Annotated in this window: 22 protein-coding genes and 1 tRNA gene; 10 read left to right on the forward strand and 13 right to left on the reverse strand. The window is 48.4% G+C overall.

The genetic code is table 11. The features are described from left to right. Nucleotides 1-212: 212 nt before the first annotated feature. Nucleotides 213-677: a large conductance mechanosensitive channel protein MscL gene (gene mscL, locus X794_RS05740; protein WP_012034141.1), complete on the forward strand. Its 465-nt coding sequence runs from the start codon at nucleotides 213-215 to the stop codon at nucleotides 675-677. Nucleotides 678-724: 47 nt separating this feature from the next. Here mscL and X794_RS05745 read toward each other — a convergent pair. From X794_RS05745 to X794_RS05775, 7 genes are all read right to left on the reverse strand, one after another. Next, a tRNA-Ser gene (locus tag X794_RS05745) sits at nucleotides 725-816 on the reverse strand. Between the two features lie 78 nt (nucleotides 817-894). After that, nucleotides 895-1707, reverse strand: coding sequence for a DNA-formamidopyrimidine glycosylase (gene mutM, locus X794_RS05750; RefSeq protein WP_041344575.1), 813 nt, complete (start codon nucleotides 1705-1707; stop codon nucleotides 895-897). Further along, nucleotides 1700-2323 carry a phosphatase PAP2 family protein gene (locus X794_RS05755; RefSeq protein ID WP_011309747.1) on the reverse strand — a complete coding sequence of 208 codons (624 nt, stop codon included), beginning with the start codon at nucleotides 2321-2323 and terminating at the stop codon, nucleotides 1700-1702. The genes mutM and X794_RS05755 overlap by 8 nt, the downstream gene beginning before the upstream one ends. 8 nt (nucleotides 2324-2331) lie before the next feature. Continuing rightward, a complete protein-coding gene (gene polA, locus X794_RS05760; protein ID WP_011309748.1) occupies nucleotides 2332-5043 on the reverse strand; it encodes a DNA polymerase I in 2712 nt (903 codons plus the stop codon). Nucleotides 5044-5205: 162 nt separating this feature from the next. Next, on the reverse strand, nucleotides 5206-5652 hold the full coding sequence (locus tag X794_RS05765; protein ID WP_015407911.1) for a rhodanese-like domain-containing protein: 447 nt from the start codon (nucleotides 5650-5652) through the stop codon (nucleotides 5206-5208). A 3-nt stretch (nucleotides 5653-5655) separates the two neighbouring features. After that, a complete protein-coding gene (locus tag X794_RS05770) occupies nucleotides 5656-6234 on the reverse strand; it encodes a hypothetical protein (RefSeq protein WP_011309750.1) in 579 nt (192 codons plus the stop codon). Nucleotides 6235-6286: 52 nt separating this feature from the next. After that, nucleotides 6287-6490: a hypothetical protein gene (locus X794_RS05775; protein ID WP_011309751.1), complete on the reverse strand. Its 204-nt coding sequence runs from the start codon at nucleotides 6488-6490 to the stop codon at nucleotides 6287-6289. A 267-nt stretch (nucleotides 6491-6757) separates the two neighbouring features. Here X794_RS05775 and argF point away from each other — a divergent pair, with 267 nt between their 5' ends. Genes argF through X794_RS05795 form a run of 4 tightly spaced genes read left to right on the forward strand, consistent with a single transcriptional unit; the run spans nucleotide 6758 to nucleotide 10814 of the window. After that, nucleotides 6758-7693, forward strand: coding sequence for an ornithine carbamoyltransferase (gene argF / locus X794_RS05780; protein ID WP_015407912.1), 936 nt, complete (start codon nucleotides 6758-6760; stop codon nucleotides 7691-7693). Nucleotides 7694-7713: 20 nt separating this feature from the next. Continuing rightward, nucleotides 7714-9042, forward strand: coding sequence for a ribosome biogenesis GTPase Der (der, locus tag X794_RS05785; RefSeq protein ID WP_015407913.1), 1329 nt, complete (start codon nucleotides 7714-7716; stop codon nucleotides 9040-9042). Next, nucleotides 9036-9686: a glycerol-3-phosphate 1-O-acyltransferase PlsY gene (plsY, locus tag X794_RS05790; RefSeq protein WP_011309755.1), complete on the forward strand. Its 651-nt coding sequence runs from the start codon at nucleotides 9036-9038 to the stop codon at nucleotides 9684-9686. Before der ends, plsY begins: the two co-directional genes overlap by 7 nt. Nucleotides 9687-9734: 48 nt before the next feature. Further along, a complete protein-coding gene (locus X794_RS05795) occupies nucleotides 9735-10814 on the forward strand; it encodes an NAD(P)H-dependent glycerol-3-phosphate dehydrogenase (RefSeq protein ID WP_011309756.1) in 1080 nt (359 codons plus the stop codon). Nucleotides 10815-10817: 3 nt separating this feature from the next. On the opposite strand, the gene dnaJ is transcribed toward X794_RS05795, so the two are convergent. The 4 genes from dnaJ to hrcA all read right to left on the reverse strand — a co-directional run bounded on the left by dnaJ (nucleotide 10818) and on the right by hrcA (nucleotide 15594). Then, nucleotides 10818-11897, reverse strand: a complete 1080-nt coding sequence (gene dnaJ / locus X794_RS05800) for a molecular chaperone DnaJ (RefSeq protein ID WP_011309757.1) — start codon at nucleotides 11895-11897, stop codon at nucleotides 10818-10820. 151 nt (nucleotides 11898-12048) lie between these two features. After that, on the reverse strand, nucleotides 12049-13959 hold the full coding sequence (gene dnaK, locus X794_RS05805) for a molecular chaperone DnaK (protein ID WP_011309758.1): 1911 nt from the start codon (nucleotides 13957-13959) through the stop codon (nucleotides 12049-12051). Nucleotides 13960-13994: 35 nt separating this feature from the next. Further along, entirely contained in the window at nucleotides 13995-14558 is a 564-nt protein-coding gene (locus tag X794_RS05810) for a nucleotide exchange factor GrpE (RefSeq protein ID WP_011309759.1), read from the reverse strand. A gap of 49 nt (nucleotides 14559-14607) precedes the next feature. Continuing rightward, nucleotides 14608-15594 carry a heat-inducible transcriptional repressor HrcA gene (gene hrcA / locus X794_RS05815; RefSeq protein ID WP_226988277.1) on the reverse strand — a complete coding sequence of 329 codons (987 nt, stop codon included), beginning with the start codon at nucleotides 15592-15594 and terminating at the stop codon, nucleotides 14608-14610. Here hrcA and X794_RS07445 point away from each other — a divergent pair. From X794_RS07445 to X794_RS07480, 5 genes are all read left to right on the forward strand, one after another. Further along, the gene (locus tag X794_RS07445) at nucleotides 15536-15673 is read left to right on the forward strand and encodes a hypothetical protein (RefSeq protein ID WP_226988281.1); all 138 of its coding nucleotides are present in this window, start codon (nucleotides 15536-15538) and stop codon (nucleotides 15671-15673) included. The genes hrcA and X794_RS07445 overlap by 59 nt on opposite strands. Before the next feature lie 137 nt (nucleotides 15674-15810). Further along, nucleotides 15811-16443, forward strand: coding sequence for an MBL fold metallo-hydrolase (locus tag X794_RS05820; RefSeq protein ID WP_011309761.1), 633 nt, complete (start codon nucleotides 15811-15813; stop codon nucleotides 16441-16443). Nucleotides 16444-16482: 39 nt separating this feature from the next. Next, nucleotides 16483-18015: an InlB B-repeat-containing protein gene (locus X794_RS05825; RefSeq protein WP_034376261.1), complete on the forward strand. Its 1533-nt coding sequence runs from the start codon at nucleotides 16483-16485 to the stop codon at nucleotides 18013-18015. 44 nt (nucleotides 18016-18059) lie between these two features. Continuing rightward, nucleotides 18060-18557, forward strand: coding sequence for a ribonuclease H-like domain-containing protein (locus tag X794_RS05830; protein WP_011309763.1), 498 nt, complete (start codon nucleotides 18060-18062; stop codon nucleotides 18555-18557). Between the two features lie 55 nt (nucleotides 18558-18612). Further along, the gene (locus X794_RS07480; RefSeq protein WP_012984489.1) at nucleotides 18613-18738 is read left to right on the forward strand and encodes a hypothetical protein; all 126 of its coding nucleotides are present in this window, start codon (nucleotides 18613-18615) and stop codon (nucleotides 18736-18738) included. 326 nt (nucleotides 18739-19064) lie between these two features. Here X794_RS07480 and X794_RS05835 read toward each other — a convergent pair whose 3' ends face one another. Both X794_RS05835 and rho read right to left on the reverse strand, forming a co-directional pair. Then, the gene (locus X794_RS05835; protein WP_041344576.1) at nucleotides 19065-22115 is read right to left on the reverse strand and encodes a fibronectin type III domain-containing protein; all 3051 of its coding nucleotides are present in this window, start codon (nucleotides 22113-22115) and stop codon (nucleotides 19065-19067) included. 274 nt (nucleotides 22116-22389) lie between these two features. Then, complete coding sequence (rho, locus tag X794_RS05840; RefSeq protein WP_012984491.1) at nucleotides 22390-23664, reverse strand: transcription termination factor Rho; 1275 nt, start codon at nucleotides 23662-23664, stop codon at nucleotides 22390-22392. Nucleotides 23665-23727: the final 63 nt, after the last annotated feature.

The following is a 23727-nucleotide window of genomic DNA, read 5'->3' on the forward strand; positions in this document are numbered from 1 at the left end:
CAAAATGGCATCCCTATTATTCCAAATAACCTTAAACCCATGCGGATATTGCCAGTGATAAATAAACCTTCCGCCTGAAGTAGTGTATAAACCGGCATACTCATCTGTCAATGCCCCTCAGGTAAAATGTGCGGTGCTATGATTAACTGGATGTCTTGTATTTGCACTGCAGCGGTATTAGTATGCAATGAAACCGGTTGAGAGGAGGATGTATGTTTAAAGAGTTTAAAATCTTTATCATGCGCGGCAATGTAGTAGATCTGGCTGTGGGTATTGTAATTGGCGCAGCCTTCGGGGCTATTGTAAACTCACTGGTAAAAGATGTGCTGATGCCCCCTATCGGCTTGCTTTTGGGCAATGTTGATTTTGGCAATCTGTTTATCGTCCTTAAGGAAGGTGCCATTGGCGGGCCGTATGAATCCCTGCTGGTTGCCCAAACAGCGGGCGCTGTAACCATAAACTACGGGGTATTTATTAACGCCTTAATCAACTTTTTAATACTGGCTATGGCTATCTTCTTTTTTGTGGTAAGGCCGCTGAACCAGCTGGCTGCCCGCCAGAAAAGTAAAGAAGCTGTCATTCCTGCCCAAACTGATAAGAAAGATTGCCCTTACTGCGCTACCCAAATACCCTTGAAAGCCAGTAAATGCCCTTACTGTACTTCAGAGCTTATGTAGGCAGAAGATGAAAATAAACAGGTGAGGATAAAAAGACTGAATTCTGATGGCGGAGGGGGAGGGATTCGAACCCTCGACCCCGGTTTCCCGGGGCAAGCGCTTAGCAGGCGCCCGCACTAGACCACTATGCGACCCCCCCAGTGCCCAAACAAGAAGATAATATAGCATAAGAACCTAGTTCATACAACCAAAAGCCACTTTCAAACGGACTGGGGTGTCAGGACTGGCAACGGGGACAGAAGTAACAGGCTCGCTGGCGTATCAGCTGGCGGGTTATGGGAGCACCGCAAACCGGGCAAGATTCGCCCCTGCGATGGGCAACATTAAACTCCAGCTGGGCACCGCCCTTTGAGCCGTCAGGGCGATGATAGGTGCTGACACTTGCCCCCTTGTTTTGTATAGCTTTATGTAAAACTGACTGAATAGCTGAATGCAGTCTTTCCACCTCTGCCATACTCAGGCTTTCAGCCGAACGGAGCGGGTTCAGGCAGGCTTTAAACAGGGCTTCATCTGCGTACATATTGCCCACCCCAGCCAGTACCTTCTGGTCAAGCAGTACCGCTTTTATAGGTCCTTTGCGCCCTGAGAGACGATGCCAAAATACACCGGCGGTAAAAGTTTCCTCCAGAGGTTCAGGCCCCAGTTTTTCTAAAACAGAGTTCAAACCGGCAAGCAGGGTTATCCTCCCGAATTTGCGTATATCGGTAAAATATACCTGCTCTCCATTTTCCAGATGGAAAATGGCTCTGGTAAAGCGGGGGGCTTGACCGTTTTCAGCCCTGATTGCCGTCAGTCCGCCGCTCATTTTCAGGTGGACACTGATAAATAACCCGCTGCTCAGGCTAATGATAATATACTTGCCACGGCGGCTCAGCCCGGTTACACATGTACCTGATGCCAGTGCGTTAAAATCCGCTTCGGGCGGGCAAAGAGTTTTGGCCCACAAAGCTTCCATGCGGATTATCTTTTTACCCAGCAAATGGGGCATTATTTCATTCTTTACCGTTTCAACTTCAGGCAATTCAGGCATGGTTTACTCCTTTGGCTAATCTCTGCCACAGATAGGTCAGCCCTATACCCAGCACTGCCCCTGCCAGCAGGTAAGACGCCAGTACATCACTGGGCCAGTGGGCATTCAGATATACTCTGGAAATGCCCATAAAAAGTATGGGGACAAGGCAGACCAGTCTTAGCACCAAACGCAGTAAAGGATCCCGGATAAAACGGGGTATCAGAAAGAATATCACCCCGTAGCAAGCCAAAGCATAGGCGGTATGCCCTGATGGGAAACTGGTGCCGCCGTCTTCAAGGCCGTAAGGACGAGGACGATCAATAATCCATTTAGATATACCCACTATCAGGGCGGTAACAGCCGGAACCAGCCCGCAAATTACAGATTGCAACCGATAGCCTTTGCACCACAGCCAGATTACCGCCGCAACCGGTGAGATAACCCAAGCCGGGAAGTTTCCAAGACGGGAAATGAAACCCATAAATCCGTTAAAACCGGGCAGTGAAATGCCCTGAATAAACCCCGAAACAGTCGTATCCACCCCTAAAACAGGGTTTAAATAAACCAGCCATGCCAGCAGGCCAAACATGCCCAGCAGTATCAGGTACGGCAGATAATTACGCAGTTTTGCCAAGTCCGGTCTTACTCCATATCTCCCCAGTTTGCTCCGGACTTAAGCTCAACCTTAAGCGGTATTTCAAAGGTGACTGCACCTGACATAGTTTCCATAAGCAAAGCACTCATACGCTTAAGCTCTGCGTCAGGCACTTCAAATATAAGCTCGTCATGCACCTGAAGTAGCAGGCGGCTTTCCAGCTTTTCTTCTTTCAGTTTTTCATCCAGCCTGACCATAGCCAGCTTGATAATATCCGCAGACGTACCCTGAACAGGCATATTTATGGCCATACGTTCGGCCGATTCACGCAAAATCCGGTTGGGCGAATTGATTTCAGGTATATACCGGCGTCTTCCCAGCAGGGTCTCAACGTACCCGTTAGTCCGAGCCTGATGCTTAATCTCCGCAAAGTAAATAGCTACCCGCGGGTATTTTTCAAAATATGCCTTGATAAATTTGTCGGCCTCTGCCAGTGAAAGCTCGGTAGCCTGTTCCAACCCGTAGCTGCTCATGCCATATATCACTCCGAAATTCACCGTTTTAGCCAGACGGCGTTGTTCCTTTGTCACTTCAGACGGGAGTATATTCAGCAATCTGGCAGCGGTAGCAGTGTGGATATCCTGGTCCTTAAGAAAAGCCTCTATCAGGGCAGGGTCTCCGGAAAGATGGGCCAGCACCCGCAGGTCTATCTGGGAGTAATCTCCAGCCAGCATTACGGTACCCTTCGGGGCAATAAATGCCCGCCGTATTTCTCTGCCCATTTCACCCCTGACGGGTATATTTTGCAGATTCGGTTCACTGGAAGACAATCTGCCGGTAGCCGTTCTGGTCTGGTTGAAACTGGTATGCAGGCGACGGGTATGCGGATTCACCATACGCGGCAGAGTATCCAGATAGGTAGATTTCAGTTTGACCAGCATACGATATTCAAGTATCAGGTCTACAATCCGGTGTTCACCCTTCAGTTCATCCAGTACCTCTGCCCCGGTGGAATAACCGGTCTTGGTTTTTTTGATAACCGGCAGTTTCAGTTCGTCAAAAAGTATCCGCCCCAGCTGCTGGGGAGAACCTATGTTGAAGCTGTGTCCCGCTTGGGCATATATGGCTTCTTCCAGTTTAAATATCTGCCCGCCCACCTTTTCGGCCATACCTTTGAGCAAATCGGTATCCAGCATAATACCGCTACGCTCCATACCCAGTAATATAGGTACCAAAGGCATTTCAACATTGACAAACAAATCTATCAGCTTGGTTTCGGCAAGCTGGGCGGCAAACAGACCCTTGAGGCGGAAGGTGTAATCAGCCACCAACTGGGCGGCTTCTGAAAGCTCTGATGCACTGAAGCTCTTTTTCTTGCCGTTCTGAGTAAGTATGTTTTCAACATCAGCAATTTCCACCCCGAAGTGTTCAAATACCAAGTCTTTTATACCCAGATTTTTTTCACCCAGCAGGTGGGCAGAAAGCATGGTATCAAAGTCCAGTCCCTGTATTTCCTGCCCGGCTGAAGCCAGCAGATTCATGAGGTACTTGGCATTATGAGCGGTCTTGGTTATATTTTTATTCGTAAGCAGGGCAATCAAACCCGGGTGACCTTCGGAAACAAACATCTGCCCATCCGAAGCACTACCGATAAATTCTGCAGAAATAAAATAGGCTTCGCCCTCTGCCGGTGAAATTGCCAGCGCAGTCAGGCGGGCATCTATAGCTTCTTCGGAAGTGCCCGAAACTGCCAGTGCCAGCTCTTTGGTTTCCGTGAACCGCTTCACGATGCTGTCTAGATTCTGCCCGTTGGCTACAATATAGCGGGTTTCAACCTTTTGGGGGGTGTTAAACATATCTGTCATACCGCCGCCAGGATTTTCACCGCCTGGCAGGCGGTTAATCAGCCTGAAAAACTCCAGTTCACGAAAAAGGTCTACCACCTTTTGGCGGTTATAGTGTTCCGATCTACATTCCTGAATACTGAAATCCAGCGGCAGATCACACACAATCGTAGTTAATATTTTACTCTGGCGGGCTACTTCGGCGTTGTCTGCCAGTTTCTTTTGGAGACCGGGCGGGCTTATTTTATCCAGATTTTTATATATATCTTCTATGCCGCCGTATTCTTCTATAAGTTTCTGGGCAGTTTTCGGGCCTATGCCGGGTACTCCGGGTATGTTGTCAGACGGATCACCCATAAGGGCTTTGTAATCTGCGACATGCTCCGGCCCTAAACCGTACTTTGCCCTTACTGCCGCCTCGTCATACAGACTGGTATTGGAAAAAGAACCGGCCGGGCCGGGATACAGAATACGAATATCCGGACTGACCAACTGCATGGAGTCTGCGTCTCCGGAGGCTATTATAACCTCCATGCCTTCGGCGGCGGCTCTGGTAGCCAGTGTGCCCAGCACATCATCTGCCTCAAAACCGCTCTGTTCGTATACAGGCATATTGAAAGCATCCACAATCTGGCGTACCCGTCCCAGCTGGCTGACAAGCTCGTCAGGCATGGGCGGACGTTGGGCTTTGTAGTCCTTGAACATCTCATGCCTGAAGGTAGGGCCTTTTTTATCAAAGGATATAGCGTAACAATCCGGTTTCAGGTCGGTTAAGACTTTTATAAGTATAGAGGCAAAACCAAAGGCCGCCCCCACCACTTCACCTGTTTTGCGGACTGTAAGAGGTGGCAGTACATGATATGCCCGATGAACCAGATTTGTGCCGTCAAAAAGGACAATTACAGGTTTACTCATGAACACATTATAGCAGATGAACCGCAAAGAGGGTCAGCTATTTTGCCCGCCACGACCCCAACCTGATCAAGCTTGGTCAAAATATGGAGTACATACTGCGGATTGGAGAATACCCCGCTGGTTTACCGAAAAAAGCCCGACAGAGAATGACTGACGCGGTAGCTAGGTTGCCAGCGGCAGTCCATTCGCAATCCAGACGTTTATACCGCCCAGCATGTTATATATGCTGGTAAAGCCATTATCCACCATAAGCTGGGAGGCAGAGACAGAGCGGTTACCTGAACGGCAATAGACAAGGTAAGTTTTATTTTTATCCAAAGCGAAAAGCGAATTTTCAAAGGAAGCATAATAATCCAGATTTACAGCACCGGCAATATGCCCTTGAGCATATTCGGAGGGGGTACGCACATCTAAAATAACAAATTCAGTTGAGTTGGTATTCCGGTCTATAAGGTCTTTGGCTTCGTCAACAGATATATCCTGCACCTTAGTCAAATTACTATCAGTATTATCTAAAGGGTCAGTTCTATCTGTATCACAGCCTGTCAGAGTTCCGGTAAATACCATGCATAACGCCAGTACGGCGGTCAGACTACGTTTGAAAGACATACTTTAAACTCCAATAAAATTCGGCTGGAGTTTAACCCCTGAATAACCGGCCATTGTCTGCAGGCAGGTTTCTTCACGCTGGGTAATCCATGTGGATACGCTGGTCAGACCGAAGTCAGACAACTGGCAGAAAGTTACCATAAGCTCGTTGCAATAGCTGTAATAACGCGAAGAACGGTTGTCAAAGCTGACATTCCCCGTATCAGCCATTTGTTCTATCAAAGCGCGCAATTTCAGGCGGTTATAATACGTAGCCCTCATGCCGGCCAGCATACCCTCAAAGAAGAGCTGTGCCCGAAAGTTTATCAGCTGACCTTGATTATTAAAAACCACATCAAAAGAGCCGCCGGTAGCACCGGATTCTTTAAACTGGAAAACCTTCTGCTCATAACCTATAGGCAGGGGCGGAGTAAGCTCTGGCAAACGGATTTCAGGAGCTTCGGTAATATCGGTCAGGCTTTTACCGCCGAACCGGCGGATTATATCCTGGGGAGATTGAAAAGCGCTGTAATCACCCAAAACTTCTGACACAAGTGTAAGGTAAGACAGTGATTCTTTTGGGTCATACTGACGCAGTCTCATACTTCCTCCATGCACATTCGAGTAAAGCTAATTGAAACAGGTGCAAAATATGTCAAACGGCTATGCTTGCCTTTTCTATATCCGAAAGATATCCGGTAACCACTGCCCCCAACCGGACAACGACATGAAGCGAAATAACAACAAGAATCCGCCATTTAGTAATAAAGCGGATATTTCTTATACTTTCTTCACGGGCAAGTTCCCTGAACTTCTCCTGAAGCTGAACACCGGAGGCTATAAATTTATCTTTTGTCATAGTTGTCGCAAGTGATGATTACATTATAATACCCCCTGTGAAGCGGGTGTCAAGTGCAGCCCTGAAACCAAAGTTTGGGTATGTACATTGCCGGTAAATACGGTACTCTATTTCGGTTTTTCCCCAAGCACCATTACTAATGGTATACCATGTATCAGTTGTTTATATATATTTTTACAAACCGACCACCTACACCCTGACGGCTAAAGTATCCAGACCAGTACATTAATGCTATAATTAGGGGTAATTGTGTGCCGGAGGCGAAAAGTGAACACCAAGGATCTGCTCTCTATTTCAGACCTTTCCCCTGATGATATCGGGCGTCTGCTTTCAGATGCCGTTGAACTTAAAGCCAGGGGCTGGAACAACAGCCTCTCAGGTAAAACTCTGGCTCTGGTATTTGAAAAACCCTCCCTACGTACCCGTGTCAGCTTTGAGCTAGCCATGAAGCAGATGGGCGGAGAAGCACTATACCTTTCTCCGGCTGAAGTGGGTTTGGGCAAACGCGAACCGGTGGCTGACGTAGCCAGAGTCCTTTCCCGTTTTGTAGATGTTATCGCCTGCCGCACATTCGGGCATGAAACTCTGGTGCAACTGGCAAAATATGCGGATATACCCGTTATCAACGCTCTCTCGGACTTGGAGCATCCCTGCCAAGCGCTGGCAGATATCCTAACCATTTACGAGAAGAAGGGCGACCTGAAGGGACTTAGTCTGGCTTATATAGGTGATGGCAATAACTGTGCCAACAGCCTCCTGCTGGCCTGCGCCATGACTGGTATAAACTGCCGGCTGGCTTCACCTAAAGGCTATCTGGTAGACAAAGACCTGTTTGCCAGAGCGGAAGCCTATGCTGAGGACAGCGGGGCTGAACTCTACAGCGAAACAGACCTTAAAACCGCTCTGCGCGGAGCAGATGTAATTTATACAGATGTCTGGACCAGCATGGGACAGGAAGCTGAAACTGAAAAACGCCTCAAGGACTTTACGGGGTTTCAGGTTAATGCCAAGCTGGTTTCCATGGCTAAGAAAGATGCCATCATCATGCACCCTCTGCCGGCTCACTACGGCGAAGAGGTTGACCGGGAAATACTGGAATGCCCTCAGTCTGTTATCTTTGACCAGGCCGAAAACCGGCTGCATGCCCAAAAGGCTGTTTTAAGAGATATGCTGGGTGGACTGGAGATAGGCGGCCGGCATTAAGCCTGCTGTGAAAATTATATATGAGTAATACTACCACCCCTATTATAGCCATTGTAGGGCGACAAAACGTGGGTAAATCCACTTTGCTAAACCGCCTTGCCCATAAAAATCTGGCCATTACCGAAGACCTGCCCGGTACTACCCGTGACCGCCTGTTTGCTACCGTAAGCTGGCTGGACCGCAGGCTGATTATGGTGGATACCGGCGGACTTGACCCGGATATTGAAAGCGTTATTGGCCAGCAGGTCAATATCCAGATAAGCCTGGCCATAAAGGAAGCTGACCTGGTGCTTCTGGTGGTAGATGTAAAAGACGGTTTGATTACGCCTGATTATGAAATGGCCGATATCATCCGCCGCACCGGCAAGCCGGTTATACTGGTTGCCAATAAAGCCGACAACCTGAAAATGGGCCAGGAAGCCACCGAATTTTACAGTTTGGGTTTTGGCGAACCTGCGGTTATAAGTGCTTTCCACGGCACCGGTATTTCAGACCTGATGGACCGCGTAATGGAGGAATTGCCCGACCAGCCCATTGCCACCCCTGAAGAAGACACTTCAGTTAAACTGGCACTTGTCGGCAGAACCAATGTCGGTAAATCCACTCTGCTTAATACCTTCCTGGGAGAGGAACGCTCAATAGTAAGCAATATACCCGGTACTACCAGAGATGCCATTGACACACCTCTTGACTTTGATGGTACTAATGTGCTACTTATAGATACTGCAGGGATAAGGCGACGCGGCAAAGTTGAGAGCGGTGTTGAGAAATACAGTGTACTCAGAGCCCTGAAGGCCATTGACCGGGCGGATGTAGTTCTGCTGGTTATGGACACCGAAGAACTGGTTACTGCTCAGGACACTCACATTGCCGGATATGTCCGGGATACCGCCAAAGGTATTATCATTATCCTGAATAAATGGGATCTGGGTAAAGGCCAGGATAAAGCGGAAGTGACGCAGACTATCCAGAGTAGATTTAAGTTCCTAGATTACGCTCCGATATTGTTTGTCTCAGGCAAAACCGGACGTGGTGTTGATACTATTATCCCCATGGCCCTAAAGGTACAGGAAGAACGCAGCAAGCGTATCCCCACCGCCAAGGTAAACAGCGTGGTTACCGAAGCCCTTTCCGCCCATACCCCGCCCCGTCAGGGCAAAGTCCAGTTAAAAATCTTCTACGCTACCCAGGCAGAAACCAATCCGCCTTCGTTCGTATTTTTTGTCAACAACCCTAAACTGGTTCATTTTTCTTATGAACGTTTTATTGAAAATCGTCTCAGGGAGTCTTTCGGATTTTTTGGTACGCCTATCCGTTTAACTTTTAAAGCCCGAGGTGAAAAATGTTAATTGCCAAGCTGCTGCTTGTTGTTATAGTAAGTTATATCCTTGGTTCAATACCCTTTGGCTATCTGGTCAGCCACCGCGGCTCCAAAATAGATATCCGCAGTTTCGGCAGTGGACGCACCGGTGCCACCAATGTACTGCGCACCATGGGCAGAAAAGCCGCTTTGCTGGTGGCCTCTTTGGATGTTATCAAAGGGGCTTCGGCTGTAGCTTTTGCCGGGCTGGTCATAGGCACTGAAGCACTGGCTTTCGGTACCAATGGCATGGCTCTTCTATTCGCTCAGGTTCTAGCCGGGCTGGCGGCGGTTGCCGGTCATATCTGGCCGGTATTCCTCAAATTCCGCGGTGGACGGGGTGTGGCTACTTTCTTCGGAGGCATGATTGCCCTGTGTCCGGTGGCTGCTATATTCGGCGGCGAAGTGCTGATAATAGGTGCCGGACTTTCCGGTTTTGCCTCTCTGGGTTCCATAACGGGGGTGGTTGGTGCTTATGCTTTGCTGGTACCCCTTACCCTGATCAGCGGATTCCCCACCGAATATATGATATACGCGGTTATAGGTTCACTCCTTATCACCATTATGCACCGCGATAATATTAAGCGGCTTCTGGCAGGTAAAGAACGCAAGCTCAACGAAAAAGCCCGCTAAACACCCTCCGGTTTAACCCAATTTGGCATTAGAAAGCTTGGATTTTTTATGTCTAAAGTTTGTATTATAGGCACTACTACCTGGGGTATTACTCTGGGTACAATTATAGCCCACAAAGGGCGTGAAGTAATGCTCTGGGCACGCACCGAGGACGAAGCTATGCTTCTTTCCACTCAGCGCCGTCCGGCTGACTTTTTGCCGGAAAACTATCATTTCCCCGAATTCATGAATGTAACTGCCTGTTTGGAAGAAGCTGTAGCCGGGGCAGACATGGTCTTGCTAGCTGTACCTTCCCAGCGGATGCGCCCCAATATACGGCTGGTTGCACCCCTGCTGACTAAAAGCATGCTGATTTGCAGTGCCGCCAAGGGGCTGGAAATAGGCACTGCCAAACGTATGAGCCAAGTAATTACCGACGAGATTTCCCCTGATTTCGCAAAGAATATCTGCGTTCTTTCAGGCCCGAATTTGGCTATGGAGATATTAAAAGGGTTGCCGGCTGTAACTGTGCTGGCTGCCGATACTGAAAAGACAGCTAAAAAAGCCGCCAAACTGATAACCGCTGCCAATTTTTCTGCCTATACCAATACAGATATTATAGGGGTGGAACTGGGCGGCTCACTCAAAAACATTATCGCTCTGGGGGCAGGCATAGTAGACGGGCTGAATTTGGGCAACAACGCCAAGAGCGCCCTTATTACCCGTGGCCTGACTGAAATTTCCGCACTTGGGGCAGCTTTGGGGGCTAACCCCCTGACCCTATCCGGTCTGGCTGGTCTGGGTGATTTGATTGCCACCTGCTCAAGCAATCTCTCACGCAACCATTTTGTGGGAGTGGAACTGACCAAAGGCCGAAGCCTGAATGATATCATGTACAATATGAGCAATGTAGCCGAAGGTGTATCTACTACTGCGGTAGCTTATGAAATGGCCCGCTCCATGGATTTGGAAATGCCGGTAACTGAAAACATCTATAATGTGCTTTACAATAATGCAGACCCGAAAGAAGCCGCCAGAATACTTATGGATGCCCAAGCTACCCATGAGCTGGCAGGGCGTAAATGGAATCTGTTTAAAATGTTCAGAAAACGCAAAGCCCGCAAAACACCCGAACTTAACCCTGATTAAGGGTTAAGTTGCCTGTTTTTTATCCTCAGCAAAAGACTTCTCCAGCTCTTCAAAGAGCTGCTTCTGTTTCCGGCTAAGTTTCTCAGGGGTAACTACATTCAAGTGTACCATTTCATCACCGCTGCCAAAGCGATTCAAATGGGGAATGCCCTTGCCTTTCAACACAAAGTACTTGCCGTTTTGACTGCCTGACGGGATTTTCAGCTTGTGTTCGGTATTAAGCCCCGGCACATTTACTTCAGTACCCAAAGCCGCCTGGGCAAAATTTATCTCAAGTTCGTAGATAACATCATCACCGTCACGTTTGAAATCCGCATGCTCGGCAATGCCTACGTTTATATACACATCTCCAGCAGAAGCGCCCTTGTCACCTACTCCGCCGTAGCCGTTAAGGCGTATTTGGTTTCCGTCTGCCACACCGGCAGGTATTTTTACCTGAACAGTCCGCTTGACGTATTCTTTACCCGTACCCCGGCACTTGGTGCAGGGTTCGCCAATAATAGTCCCCTCACCACGGCATTTGGGACAGGGAGTTACACTGGTAAAACGCCCGAAAACGCTTTTTTGCACCTGGTATACCTGTCCGGTACCGTTACAGCTGGTACATTTTACCGGCGAAGTGCCGGCTTTGGCACCTGTGCCGCTGCACTCGGTGCAATATTCAAGTCTTTCAGTGGTAATATCTTTTTCAACACCGGTTGCGGCTTCTTCAAGGCTTATCTTTATATCATAAGACATGTCAGGCCCGCGACGAGGACCGCGTTTGGCACCCTGGGTAGCACCGCCAAAGAAGGTTTCAAAGATACTGCCCAAACCGCCAAAATCAAAGTTTTCAAAACCGCCCTGTCCGAAGGAATCCGCCCCGGCGCTGAAACCGAAACGGTCATAGGCCGCCCGTTTTTCAGGGTTGGAAAGAACCTCGTAGGCTTCGTTGACTTCTTTGAACTTGTCTGCCGCACCCTCTTCGTGATTACGGTCAGGGTGATGCTTCATAGCCATCTTGCGGAAGGCCTTTTTTATATCTTCGTCAGAAGCACTGCGTTCAAGACCCAATACTTCGTAATAATCTCTTTTATTAACCATAATTAATCATTATAACCTAAAAATTCATTTTATAAAAATAAGCCGGTTCAAACAGAATACATCTATATTTGCTACAGACCTGCCAAATAAAGGCGGGAGGGGGCATCACACCCCCTCCCAGAGGCCGCAGAACCAAATTCCCGGCCTTTATTTAGACTTCGCGGAATTCTCCCTCTACCGTACCTTCATCGTCAGCCTTTTTGCCTTCTGCTGAAGGTTCTTCCTGAGCGGGAGCACCCTCCTGTTGTTTGCCGTAAACGGCACTGCCTACACTCTGAAGAGCAGTTGAAAGCTCCTGAGTGGTTTTCTTGATAGCTTCCACATCATTGCCCTGCAGAGCAGTGCGGACTGCGGCTATCTTGCTTTCCAGTTCGGTATTCAGTTCAGCCGGTATCTTGTCCTTGTTGTCACGCAGGGTCTTTTCAGCATTGTAAGCCAGATTGTCCGCCACATTGCGGGCTTCTATTTCTTCTTTACGTTTGGTATCTTCGACAGCATGGGCTTCTGCCTCACGGGTCATCTTTTCCACTTCTTCCTTGGAAAGACCGGAAGACGCGGTGATGGTTATCTTCTGCTCACGCCCGGTACCCTTATCCTTGGCTTTGACGGAAAGCATACCGTTAGCGTCAATATCAAACGTAACTTCTATCTGGGGGACGCCTCGCGGGGCAGGCAAAATGCCGTCCAGCATAAAGCGGCCCAGAGTGCGGTTATCCGCCGCCATGGGGCGTTCACCCTGAAGTACATGGATTTCTACGCTGGGCTGGTTGTCAGCCGCAGTCGAAAATACCTGGCTCTTGGAAGTGGGTATGGTGGTATTGCGGGTAATGAGTGCAGTGGATACACCACCCAATGTCTCAATGCCCAGAGTCAGGGGGATGACATCCAGCAGGAGTACATCACTAACTTCACCCTTGAGCACGCCGGCCTGAATGGCAGCACCTATGGCAACCACTTCGTCAGGATTCACACCCTTGTTGGGTTCCTTGCCGAAGAAATCTTTGACCTTTTGCTGTACCAGCGGCATGCGGGTCTGTCCGCCCACTAGAATAACTTCGTTGATTTCGGCGGAAGTCTTGCCCGAATCTTTTAAAGCCTGGCGGCAGGGTTCAAGGCTCTTTTCAACAAGATCCATCACCATCTGCTCCAGCTTTGAGCGGGTAAGGATAATATTAAGATGCTTAGGGCCGGAAGCATCCGCTGTAATAAAGGGCAGATTTATCTCTGTCTGCTGAACAGTGGAAAGCTCTATCTTGGCCTTTTCAGCCGCTTCTTTCAGACGTTGCAGAGCGGTCTTGTCCTTGGAAAGGTCAATGCCCTGATCTTTCTTGTATTCAGCTATCAGCCAGTCAATAATCTTCTGGTCAAAGTCATCGCCTCCCAGATGAGTATCACCGGCAGTGGATTTTACCTGAAAAGTGCCTTCGCCCAGTTCCAGTATGGAAATATCAAAAGTACCGCCGCCCAAATCATAAACGGCTATAGTTTCATCTTTTTTCTTATCCAGACCATAGGCCAATGCGGCAGCGGTGGGTTCGTTGATAATCCGCAGAACTTTCAGCCCGGCAATAGCCCCGGCATCTTTGGTAGCCTGACGCTGGGCATCGTTGAAGTAAGCCGGTACGGTAATAACCGCTTCGGTTACTTTTTCACCCAGATAAGCCTCGGCATCTGACTTCAGCTTCTGCAAAATCATGGCGGAAACTTCGGGGGGGCTGAAATCCTTGTCGCCCATGACTACCCGGACTTCATTGTTATTCCCCTGAATCACCTTGTAAGGTTTGCGCTTGGCATCTGCCTCAACCGGCAATTCACGTCCGGCCGGTTCGCCCCATTTGCGTCCCATAAAACGCTTGATGGAATAAACTGTATTTTCAGGATTCAAAATTGCCTGATTTTTAGCCTGACGACCAACGATGCGTTCGCCGTTTTTATTTATCGCCACTACCGAAGGGATAAGCGTACTGCCTTCGGCAGAGGGGATAACTACCGGCTCGCCGCCCTGCATGACGGCAACTTCACTGTTTGTAGTACCAAGATCTATGCCAACTACTTTACCCATTAAATTTTCGTACCTCCTTGTTTGTTAAAAGAAATTTATTTCATATCTGAATTTTGCTGGCAGGGCTGGCTTCCATTGCCCACCACCACCAGCGAGGTCCTAAGTACCCTATCCCCTACCGTATAACCCCGGCGGGCTTCGTGAAGAATTATGCCTTCCGGCCCGTCTTCACAGGCAACTGCTTCATGCAGGCGGGAATTAAACTGCTCTCCGGCGGCCGGAATAGCCTTAACCCCCTGATTATCCAGTATGGCCTGAAACTTGCGGACTATCAGGTCCAAGCCCTCTATAAATGGTTGCCCGGCAATATTAGCGGGAACAGATGTCAAAGCCCGTTCCAAATCATCCAATACCGGCAGAACCAGCATAAAGGCATTGCCTCTGGCCATATCACCCTGTATATTTCTTTCCTGTTCTATGTACCTTTTGTAGTTTACAAATTCGGCTCTGGCCCGTTTTAAGCTATCCAGATATTCCTCTGAACGCTTCTTTTCCTCTGCCAGTTGGGCATTCAGATTTTCCAGTTGCCCATCAGTTTTAGCCTGGGTATTTTCAGGGTGTTCATTTTCTTCTTTATCTTGCATTTTTCTATCTGTCATAATACCTTCCTCAATTGAAATGAAAATGCGTTACGGAATAAAGATGGTGCTATTCATCTTTGTCAACAGGCGCTTTGCCGTAAAGTTCGGCTACCAGAGTACTCATAACCAGAGACAAATAACTGACCGCCGACAATGCCCTTTCGTAGGCCATGCGGGTAGGTCCTATAACCCCGATAGTGCCCACAGCTTCATCAGGTATGCCGTACTGGCTGACTATCAGACTGTAATCACGTATTTCGGCAGAGGCATTTTCCTGCCCTATGTATACCTGTACACCCCGGTTAAAAGGCATGGGCGGTACAATCATCTTGGAAAGTTTCTTCTGCTCCAGCAGCTGCATTATCTCCTGAGCTCTCTGGTTCTGGTGAAATTCGGGCTGTTCCAGCATATAATGCAGCCCGTCAAAAAAGGGCTCACGGCTTTCCTGCTCATCTTCACCCCGCATCATCTTGACCAGACTGTCCTTGACCTTCAGTTCATCATGGTTCAGACCAAGCGGTTTCTGATCTATCTGGAAACGGGTCAGACCATCATATGCGTCATTTAAGCGGTTTGATATAAGCGTAAGCTCAGGCTGGGAAACAACATTCTCAAAGTTTACAAGCTGCTGTTTTACCTTGGCTCCCCGAAGTATCAGGACTACCAGCACCAGATTATCCTGCAGGCTGACCAGCTCTATATGATGCACTTTGCCCTGGGTCTGGCGGGGCATGGTAACAACTGCCATACTCTGTACACGCTGGGAAAGCACAGCTACTGTCAGATTAAGCCATTCCTCCATCTCTTTTTCTACCTGATGAAAAAGATGGCGGATAAGAAACTTGTCATTGGTAGGCAGTTCCACATCTTTAAGGGATTCTACGTAATAGCGGTATCCCTTATCAGCCGGAATGCTGCCGGCAGAGTGATGGGGACGAAGGATATAACCCTCAATCTCCAGCCGTACCACTTCGTTCCGTATGGTGGCTGAACAAATGTCCAAACCGCAATCTTCCAGTATGGAAGATGACGAAACCGGTACTGCTTTGGTTATATACTGCCTTACTATAGAACGCAGTATTATCTCTGCCCGTGATGTTAGCACTCTTGCTACCTCGTTAGCACTCTATTAGCCCGTTTGCTAATACAGGTATAATTTAGCATGACTGCCAACTACTGTCAAGGGTAATCCGCCGGACAGATACCAAATAAATAATAAAGTGACAGCTTCAATTGACCCTCTGAAGGGGGTCTGATATAATTCACCCATATGGAAATTAAATGGTTAGGTCACTCGTGCTTTCGCCTTAAAGGCAAAAATACTACTATAATTACTGACCCGTTCCCCCCGAATTTGGGGTATGCGATGGGCAAACAGAGTGCTGAGGTAATTACCGTCAGCCATGCTCATCCCAATCATTCGTTTACTTCGGCTATTGATGGCAATCCCCACATTGTAAGCGGCCCCGGTGAATATGAAATCGGAGATGTTATCATCCTGGGTCTTTCCACCTTTCATGATGACTCCAAGGGCAGCGAGCGGGGTAAAAACACCATTTACCAGATGGAGATAGATGACCTGTCCATATGCCATCTGGGGGACATTGGCCAGGGTCTGACTGACAACCAGATTGAAGAGCTGGGACGGGTGGATATACTTCTTCTGCCGGTTGGCGGGGGCAATACCATCAGCCCGGGCAAAGCCGCCGAGATAATGCGCAAGCTGGAACCAGCTGTTGTTATTCCCATGCACTTCCAAAGTGATTTATCAACCAGTTCCCTTTTGCCTATAGGCCAGTTTCTCAAGGAAATAGGTATAAGCAGTCTTGAACCCCAATCAAAGCTGAATATAACCAGAGGCAATTTGCCTGTTACCACCCAGGTTATGTTACTGCAGCCCTAAAACCCGGAAAACAAGAACTGTGCGGGAGGATAGCACTGAATGCACTACCTGAAACGGGTTGTCATTTCCTTCATTCTGGCTCTGGGGCTGGCCGCAGGTCTTCTGCCCCAAACGCCGGTTTTGGCTGTTTCCTCACATGAATACTGGGCAGTAGTGGTGGGTATTTCAGATTACCAGAAAATTACAGATGTAATAGGTCTGGCTAACGGTGCCCAGAAATTTGCAAATTCCCTCAAACAAGCTTGGGGGGATGACCATGTAGTGTTGCTGACCGACAGCAAAGCGGACAAATATTCCATAAAGTCAGCTTTGGACTGGATGAAAGATAAAGAAGATGACAATGATACTGTTATCTTTTTCTTTGCCGGACATGGCGACAGCCATTCATATATAGCCCCGTATGATGCTTATTATGCCTCAGACTGGATTTCTAGCCAGGAGCTTTCAAACTGGCTTTCACCTATGGAGTCTCACTATCAGGCTATCATACTGGAATCCTGCTATTCCGCCAGCTTTGCCACTGATTTAAGCCAGACCGGACGGATAGTTCTCTATTCATCACTGGCTACTGAAGTTTCCTGGGCAGACGGAGACAGCGGGCTTTTTTCCGGATATATAAATGACGGACTCAGCTATGTACCCAACGCAGACATAAACGGTGACAATATAATAACCTTGGAAGAGCTTTTTTACTACGCACAGCCCCTCACTACATATGAATCCCAATTAGCATCCTCCCTTCAGCACCCTCTCCTTTCGGATGGAATAGGCGGAGAGCTCAGCCTTATCGGCAAACTCATCCTTAGCACTTCGGTGCCTATAACCGGCAACTATAACTATCTGATAGTGGATGGCAAAACCTATTCACTTAGCTATACACAGTTCAACTTCACTCCCGGCACAACCCACGAAATTACCGCTCTAAATGTAGAAATACTTCAGGGAATCCGTTACCTCTTTAAAAACTGGGCAGATGGAAATACCTCAGCCAGCCGTTCGTTCATAAGCGGTGCAAATCTGCAGGCAGTTTATTCCCGCCAGTATCTTTTAACCATAGACTCCCCTGCCGGTACGGTTACCGGTGCCGGATGGTATGACCAAAACACCTTTGCTTCACTTTCTGCCCCAAATATTGAAGATGGCGGAATACGCTACACATTTACCGGCTGGAGCGGTGATATCAGCGGGAGTTTGGCCAGCACCCGCCTTGTAATGGACAAACCCAAAACGATAAAGGCGAACTACAACACCGAATATCAGCTTAACCTGTCCTCTCCGTATGGCACACCTGACGGCGCCGGCTGGTATGCCGCAGGCAGCACCGTGAAATTAAGCGCACCCTCACCGGAGGGGTTTTTAATCCGCCAAGTATTTGAAAGCTGGAGCGGAGATTATAGCGGCACAGACGCAGGTGCAATCATTACACTTAATAAACCTATGAACATAACCGCCAATTTCAAGGCTGATTATACTTTTCTTTATATTGCCATCGGATTGGGATTACTGATAATTGTCTTGGTCATACTGGCAATATTCAAACGCCGAAAGAGCTATTATTACAATACTATCTGACAAACTGTTCCCCGTGTTTGAGAAAAGGACAACATTAAACCTGCATGGAAGCATATTTAGATATTGAAACAACAGGCCTTTCACCTTATCAGTCTGAGCTGACAGTCATAGGTATCCATCTGGTAAACGGCAGTTCGATACCGGGACTGATTCAACTGGTAGGCAGAGAATGCACTGCCGAAAACGTAATGTCATCTCTGGCAGGTGCAGATACAATTTATACCTATAATGGCAAGGGATTTGACCTGCCGTTTATTCACCGAAAACTTGGGATAGACCTGAGCCGCCATTTTAACCATCGTGACCTGATGTTTGACTGCTGGGCTAAAAACCTGAAGGGCGGATTAAAGAAAGTGGAATGCCAGTTGGGTATTCCCCGCCAGTTGACCGAGGTTAACGGATACGTAGCTGTCCAGCTATGGTGGAGTTACATAAACAAATCTGATATCGGGGCACTTGAAACACTGCTGGCCTACAACCGTGAGGATATAGTAAATCTTAAAACCCTTAAGGACATGTTATTAACTAACTGTACCTATTGACTGGCAAGTTTATCCTGACTATAATCATCAATAATGTATTTTAGGAGGCGTTAATATGGAATGGTATGAAATCCTTCTTATTGTGGTTGTACTTTGGGCGGTAGCTCATACTTACATGGACATGCAGATGAAGAAACAGGTAGAAAAACTTCAGAAAGAGTTTGATTCCCACAAGCATTAATCAGTTTTTGTTTTTAGCCTAAAGGGCCGGAGAAATCCGGCCTTTCTTTTTTCAGCCAAACTCCATTTTAGGCCATTATCCCCACCCGCCAGTATGCCATTTCAGCCATTTTCTAGTCCGTTCCGGCCGGGCATCTTCCCCTAAATTCCAAGTGCCCAGTTTTTGCCCGTAGACCCTCTCATGCAAGTAGCACCACTTTATGTAGAGTTATATTTTCATCAGGCGCAATCACACGGATAAACTAGCATAAATATAAGAGCCCCCCGTTTCCGGGGGGCTCTTTGACTTACTTTAGGACCGTCAATCCTTTTTCACTTTGTAGTTTATTAGACTACGCGGCGAGTGCGGACAATCAGGACGATTACGGCGAGAGTCAGTATAGCACCGACAGCCACAATCAACCAGATATAGACAGGAGTTTCAGCCTGAGGTACGGTCAAAGTGATAGCCGGAGGATTATTGACCTCTACCGGGGCTGCATCAGCCTTAACGGTGGTAAAGACGGCCGGGAACCATTCACTGGTGCTGTTGGCAGTATTGATGCGAACTCTCCAGTAATAGCTGGTTGAGTTGGTCAAAGTGCCGTCATAGGCCCAGTAATTGGTGGTCAGGCTCTTGGTAGCCAAAACCTTGGTAGCATCAGCGAAGGTAGGATCGGTGCTGAGTATCAGGTCATAGCTGACAGCAGTAGCAACTGAATCCCATGCAAACACGGGTTTAATGGGGATATTGATAGCGCCATTGGTAGGCATCAGGTTAACAGTGTAGTCGGGACGATCAGGCTGGGTGGAGACTGAAGCAGTACCCACGAAGCTCATGACCGGATCAACAGCCCAGACGCTTACCTGATACACAGTATCAACATCAAGATCATTAATCTTAAAGCTGGTTCCGACAGTGGTACCATCGGAAGTAAAGGCAGATGTGGTCATATAAGCAACTTTAGCACCGGTAGCAGCATCTGTGATGTATACATAGTACATTACTTCAATGTTGCTATTGTCAACATTCAAGGCATCCCAAGTTACAGTCAAGGATGTGGTGGTGATCTTGGTTATCTGAACATTGGCAACAGGTACTGCCATCTTGTCAGTGTAAACATACAGTTCGGCACCAAAGATACCGTAAAGCATGTTAGCACCGGGGGCGGCAATACCAATCAGTTTAGTGCCTACTGCAGTACCAGGGGTAGCGACAGAACCAGCATAGCTGGTAGTGCCAACCATGGTAAAGCGAGAAAGACCATCGGCAACGGCATTAGCGTCCAGAACATAGAGTACGCTACCACCAGAAGCAATGCCGGAGAAGATACCTACGCCGTTAACAACAGCGGAGGTAGCAGCCCAGTCAAAGTCGGTAACGGGAGTAGCAGTGCCCAGTTCTTTCCAAGCGGGAGTGGTAGCGGCAAAGTCATACTTGAATGCGCCACCGTCGCTACCGGTCAGGTAGACAACGCTGTTGCTGCCATTCTGGAAAGTTACCAGAGATGTTGCAGAAACGGTAGGAGCAGCGGCAGAAGGAGTGCTCCAGGTAACGCCGCCATCAATGGATTTGGAAACCTTGCCGAGAGAACCGGTGGCTACTAATACAGAACCATCAGTTGAAACAGCAAAGGAGGTAACAATACCAACAGCACAGGGGCGGCCAAACCAGAGAACGCCATTGGTGCTGGTCTGGTAAACTACATTAGCACCACCAACCAAGATGGTGTTGGCATTGGAAACAAACCAAGAAGAAATAAGAGCAGCACCGTCAACAGTGGTAATGTTGCTTACCTGAGCGGTGAAGGTCTGGCCGTTATCCAGTGAGCGCCAGATCATAGTACCGCCGAGGGAAGCTACAAATACTGCATCACCAGCGGGTGAAACAGCAACATCAATGTCGCCATCTTCGCCAACCATGGAGGTTGAGAAGACACGTTCGTAAACACCACCGGACAGACGCCAGACACTCTGTTCAACATAGTCATAGGTGACTACAAACAGGTTGCCGGCAATGTTTGCAACTTCGTTGATAGCCTGGCGCATCATAGAAATGGTATTCCATGTTTTGCCAAAGTCAGCAGTGTAAGAAACACCGCAGTCCCAACCGCCGGTACCAGCAAGGGCTTTACCGGAGGTGGCGAAGTCAGCCAAAGCCAAAACGGTTACATCCTCATCAAACCAGCTATGAGAACCGGTAGGGGCTTTGCTGGTCTTGGTGAAGGTAAGGCCGTCGGCAGAATACCAAGTTTTGGGTTTCCAATCTGAGGTATTGGTGTAACCACCGATAATCAGCTTGGCAGTGCCGACGCCGCCGGCGCCGTCAATATCAGAGACTTCGGTTTCGGTGTCAAGGCCGCTGACGTTAAGGTCAATGGTCTTGGTGCTGTTACCATACCACAGGTAGACATCACCCTGATCATACATAGTGGCCAAGGCCAGCCAGGCCTGGAATTTGCCGGAGGTCAGGCTGGAGCTGAAATCAGAGGGCAGCCAGAGTTCGGCATGGTAAACACCAGAGATGGAAATATCGTTGCCCTGCATTACTTCTGCATCTTTGCAGGTAGCAGGCTGGTTCCACTGATTGCCAAAGTATTTGGCGGTAATATAGGTAGCTTCAGAACCATCTGTAGTGTCTTCGGCTACAGCAATAATACCCTGCTTGGTGGCAAAGTCAGTGGGGTCTACAACTACGTCCCAGACATTACAACTATCCCAAGCATCATCACGCTGACCAATGACATCAAGGTCAGTCCAGGGCATACCAAAGGCGGTTTCCTGGCACATATATACGCCGTTAATACCAACGCCGCCAAAGGTGGCGGTGCCAGCAAAGACGTATTTGTTAGCGCCGGCATAACCGACATCCAAAGTTACAATATCACCATCAGGAATGGCGGTCACAAAATTGGAAGTTGCATAAGTGACAAGATTTGACAGCTTGTTCCAGGTTACACCACCGTCCTTGGTGGTATAAATTTCAGAACCGTCAGTGAAGTAAACTTCATTGGCGTTTACGCTGGAAGCACAGACATCAAAGATATAGTCACCATCAAGAACGGGGTTAGAACCGTCCCAGTTGCTGAAAACCATCTTCCAGGTGCGGCCGGCATCGGTTGACTTGAAGACGCGTACGAGAGTGTCGTCTCCATCATCATAAACAGCGGTCGCATAAACAGCGGTTTTGTCAGCATTCCATTCCAGAATACCGATGTCATAGAAACGCATGTCAGTGTCACTGACAACATAGCCGCCGGTGGCGCCGGAACCGGGCAGGGCGATCTTGCTCCAAGCCTGGTTGGCAGCAGCTACGGGGGTAGCGACAGCGAACATGGACAGAACCATGGCAGCAGTCAGGACTACGCCCAGTACTTTACTTATTTTTGTCTTAAACATCGACCTAAAAATTTCCTTTTTTATTATTTTATGCAAATGTCTTCATATTATATATGTATATATGAAGACCAAGAGTGGTCCAATTTCGCATCAATCAAAGACGCTTCCCCTTACGGGTGCATACAAATTACACCACCACCTTTCATGGTTTAACCTATCTTATATAATAACACAGGCTGTCAATACTTTATTAGTATTTTGCCCCAATTTGGCTAATAAATACTATAGTTTTGATACCCTCTACGTTTGAAAATATTTTTTTATCCTTTTTAGCTTACATTTCCTTCTGGAGGTTAGCCAAAAATTCAGCATTGTTCTTGGAGCGGCGCAGGCGGTCCAGCAGGCGCTCGTTAACCTCTGTATAGTGGTTGGCGTCATCAGCGATAATAGCTACCATTCTCCGCAGGAGCTGTACCTGCTTGTAGTTGTCACCCAGCAGAAGCTCTTCACGGCGGGTGCTTGAGCGGGGTATATCCAAAGCCGGGAATACACGGCGTTCGGCCAAACGGCGTTCCAGATGAAGTTCCATATTGCCGGTGCCTTTGAACTCTTCATAAATAAGGTCATCCATGCGGCTGCCGGTTTCCACCAGACAGGTGGCAATGATGGTAAGAGAGCCGCCTTCTTCGGTATTGCGGGCAGCCCCGAAGAATTTCTTGGCGGGGTGGAGGGCTACCGGGTCAATACCGCCGGAAAGGGTGCGGCCTGATGAGGGCATGGCCAAGTTGTAGGCACGGGTAAGGCGGGTAATGCCGTCCAGCAGGATAAAGACGTCTTTGCCGCTCTCTACCATGCGCTTGGCCCGTTCCAGTGCCAGTTCGGCTACCCGGGTCTGGTTTTCTACCGGTTCGTCAAAGGTGGCGGCCATTACCTCGCCCCGCACGTGGCGGCGCATATCGGTTACTTCTTCAGGGCGTTCACCTATAAGGACTACCATTATGTGTATATCGTTATAATTGGTAGCGGTGGCATTAGCTATGTTTTTCAAAATGGTGGTCTTGCCGGCCTTGGGCGGGGAAACAATAAGACCGCGCTGTCCCCTGCCTATGGGGGCTATCAGGTTTATGAGGCGGGTGGCCAGTTCGGTGGGGGTGGTTTCCAAATTTATCAGGCGGTCAGGAAAGGTGGGAACCAGAGCACCGAAATTCGGGCGGCGTTTGGCCATTTCGGGGTTAAGGTCATTGATAGCTTCCACCCGCAGAAGACTGTAATATTTCTCACCCGGCTTGGCCGGCCTCCCTTGGCCTATTACCATATCACCGGTGCGAAGTCCGAAACGGCGTATCTGGGACTGAGACACATATATGTCTGATGAGCTGGGCAGGAGAGATGCCTGTCTAAGGAATCCGTATCCGTCCGGCATTATTTCCAGAATACCCGAACAAAATACATTCCCTTGGGATTCGGTATAAACCTGAATAAGGCGCATCACCAAGTCCTGCTTTTTAAGGGCAGTTACCCCGTTTATACCCATTTCTTTGGCAATATCCAGAAGCTCTTCGCGAGTCTTCTTTTCAAGTTCACTCAGTTCAAATTGTCCGATTTCCATTGTGTCTCACCCCCTATCTAAAACGAATTATTTGTATTTTGGTTTCTATATATAAAGGAAGCA

Source organism: Dehalococcoides mccartyi CG5 (assembly GCF_000830885.1).
Classification (GTDB): Bacteria; Chloroflexota; Dehalococcoidia; order Dehalococcoidales; family Dehalococcoidaceae; genus Dehalococcoides; species Dehalococcoides mccartyi_B.

Bases quoted from the DNA above. Each gene is read 5' to 3' on its own strand.
- X794_RS05775 (WP_011309751.1), bottom strand. From the start codon at position 6,490: ATGACAAAAGATAAATTTATAGCCTCCGGTGTTCAGCTTCAGGAGAAG.
- mscL (WP_012034141.1), top strand. From the start codon at position 213: ATGTTTAAAGAGTTTAAAATCTTTATCATGCGCGGCAATGTAGTAGAT.
- X794_RS05810 (WP_011309759.1), bottom strand. From the start codon at position 14,558: ATGACAGATAGAAAAATGCAAGATAAAGAAGAAAATGAACACCCTGAA.
- X794_RS05820 (WP_011309761.1), top strand. From the start codon at position 15,811: ATGGAAATTAAATGGTTAGGTCACTCGTGCTTTCGCCTTAAAGGCAAA.
- X794_RS05770 (WP_011309750.1), bottom strand. From the start codon at position 6,234: ATGAGACTGCGTCAGTATGACCCAAAAGAATCACTGTCTTACCTTACA.
- der (WP_015407913.1), top strand. From the start codon at position 7,714: ATGAGTAATACTACCACCCCTATTATAGCCATTGTAGGGCGACAAAAC.
- polA (WP_011309748.1), bottom strand. From the start codon at position 5,043: ATGAGTAAACCTGTAATTGTCCTTTTTGACGGCACAAATCTGGTTCAT.
- X794_RS05835 (WP_041344576.1), bottom strand. From the start codon at position 22,115: ATGTTTAAGACAAAAATAAGTAAAGTACTGGGCGTAGTCCTGACTGCT.
- dnaJ (WP_011309757.1), bottom strand. From the start codon at position 11,897: ATGGTTAATAAAAGAGATTATTACGAAGTATTGGGTCTTGAACGCAGT.
- mutM (WP_041344575.1), bottom strand. From the start codon at position 1,707: ATGCCTGAATTGCCTGAAGTTGAAACGGTAAAGAATGAAATAATGCCC.
- dnaK (WP_011309758.1), bottom strand. From the start codon at position 13,959: ATGGGTAAAGTAGTTGGCATAGATCTTGGTACTACAAACAGTGAAGTT.
- X794_RS07445 (WP_226988281.1), top strand. From the start codon at position 15,536: ATGTCCAAACCGCAATCTTCCAGTATGGAAGATGACGAAACCGGTACT.
- plsY (WP_011309755.1), top strand. From the start codon at position 9,036: ATGTTAATTGCCAAGCTGCTGCTTGTTGTTATAGTAAGTTATATCCTT.
- X794_RS07480 (WP_012984489.1), top strand. From the start codon at position 18,613: ATGGAATGGTATGAAATCCTTCTTATTGTGGTTGTACTTTGGGCGGTA.
- X794_RS05765 (WP_015407911.1), bottom strand. From the start codon at position 5,652: ATGTCTTTCAAACGTAGTCTGACCGCCGTACTGGCGTTATGCATGGTA.
- X794_RS05825 (WP_034376261.1), top strand. From the start codon at position 16,483: ATGCACTACCTGAAACGGGTTGTCATTTCCTTCATTCTGGCTCTGGGG.
- X794_RS05795 (WP_011309756.1), top strand. From the start codon at position 9,735: ATGTCTAAAGTTTGTATTATAGGCACTACTACCTGGGGTATTACTCTG.
- X794_RS05830 (WP_011309763.1), top strand. From the start codon at position 18,060: ATGGAAGCATATTTAGATATTGAAACAACAGGCCTTTCACCTTATCAG.
- rho (WP_012984491.1), bottom strand. From the start codon at position 23,664: ATGGAAATCGGACAATTTGAACTGAGTGAACTTGAAAAGAAGACTCGC.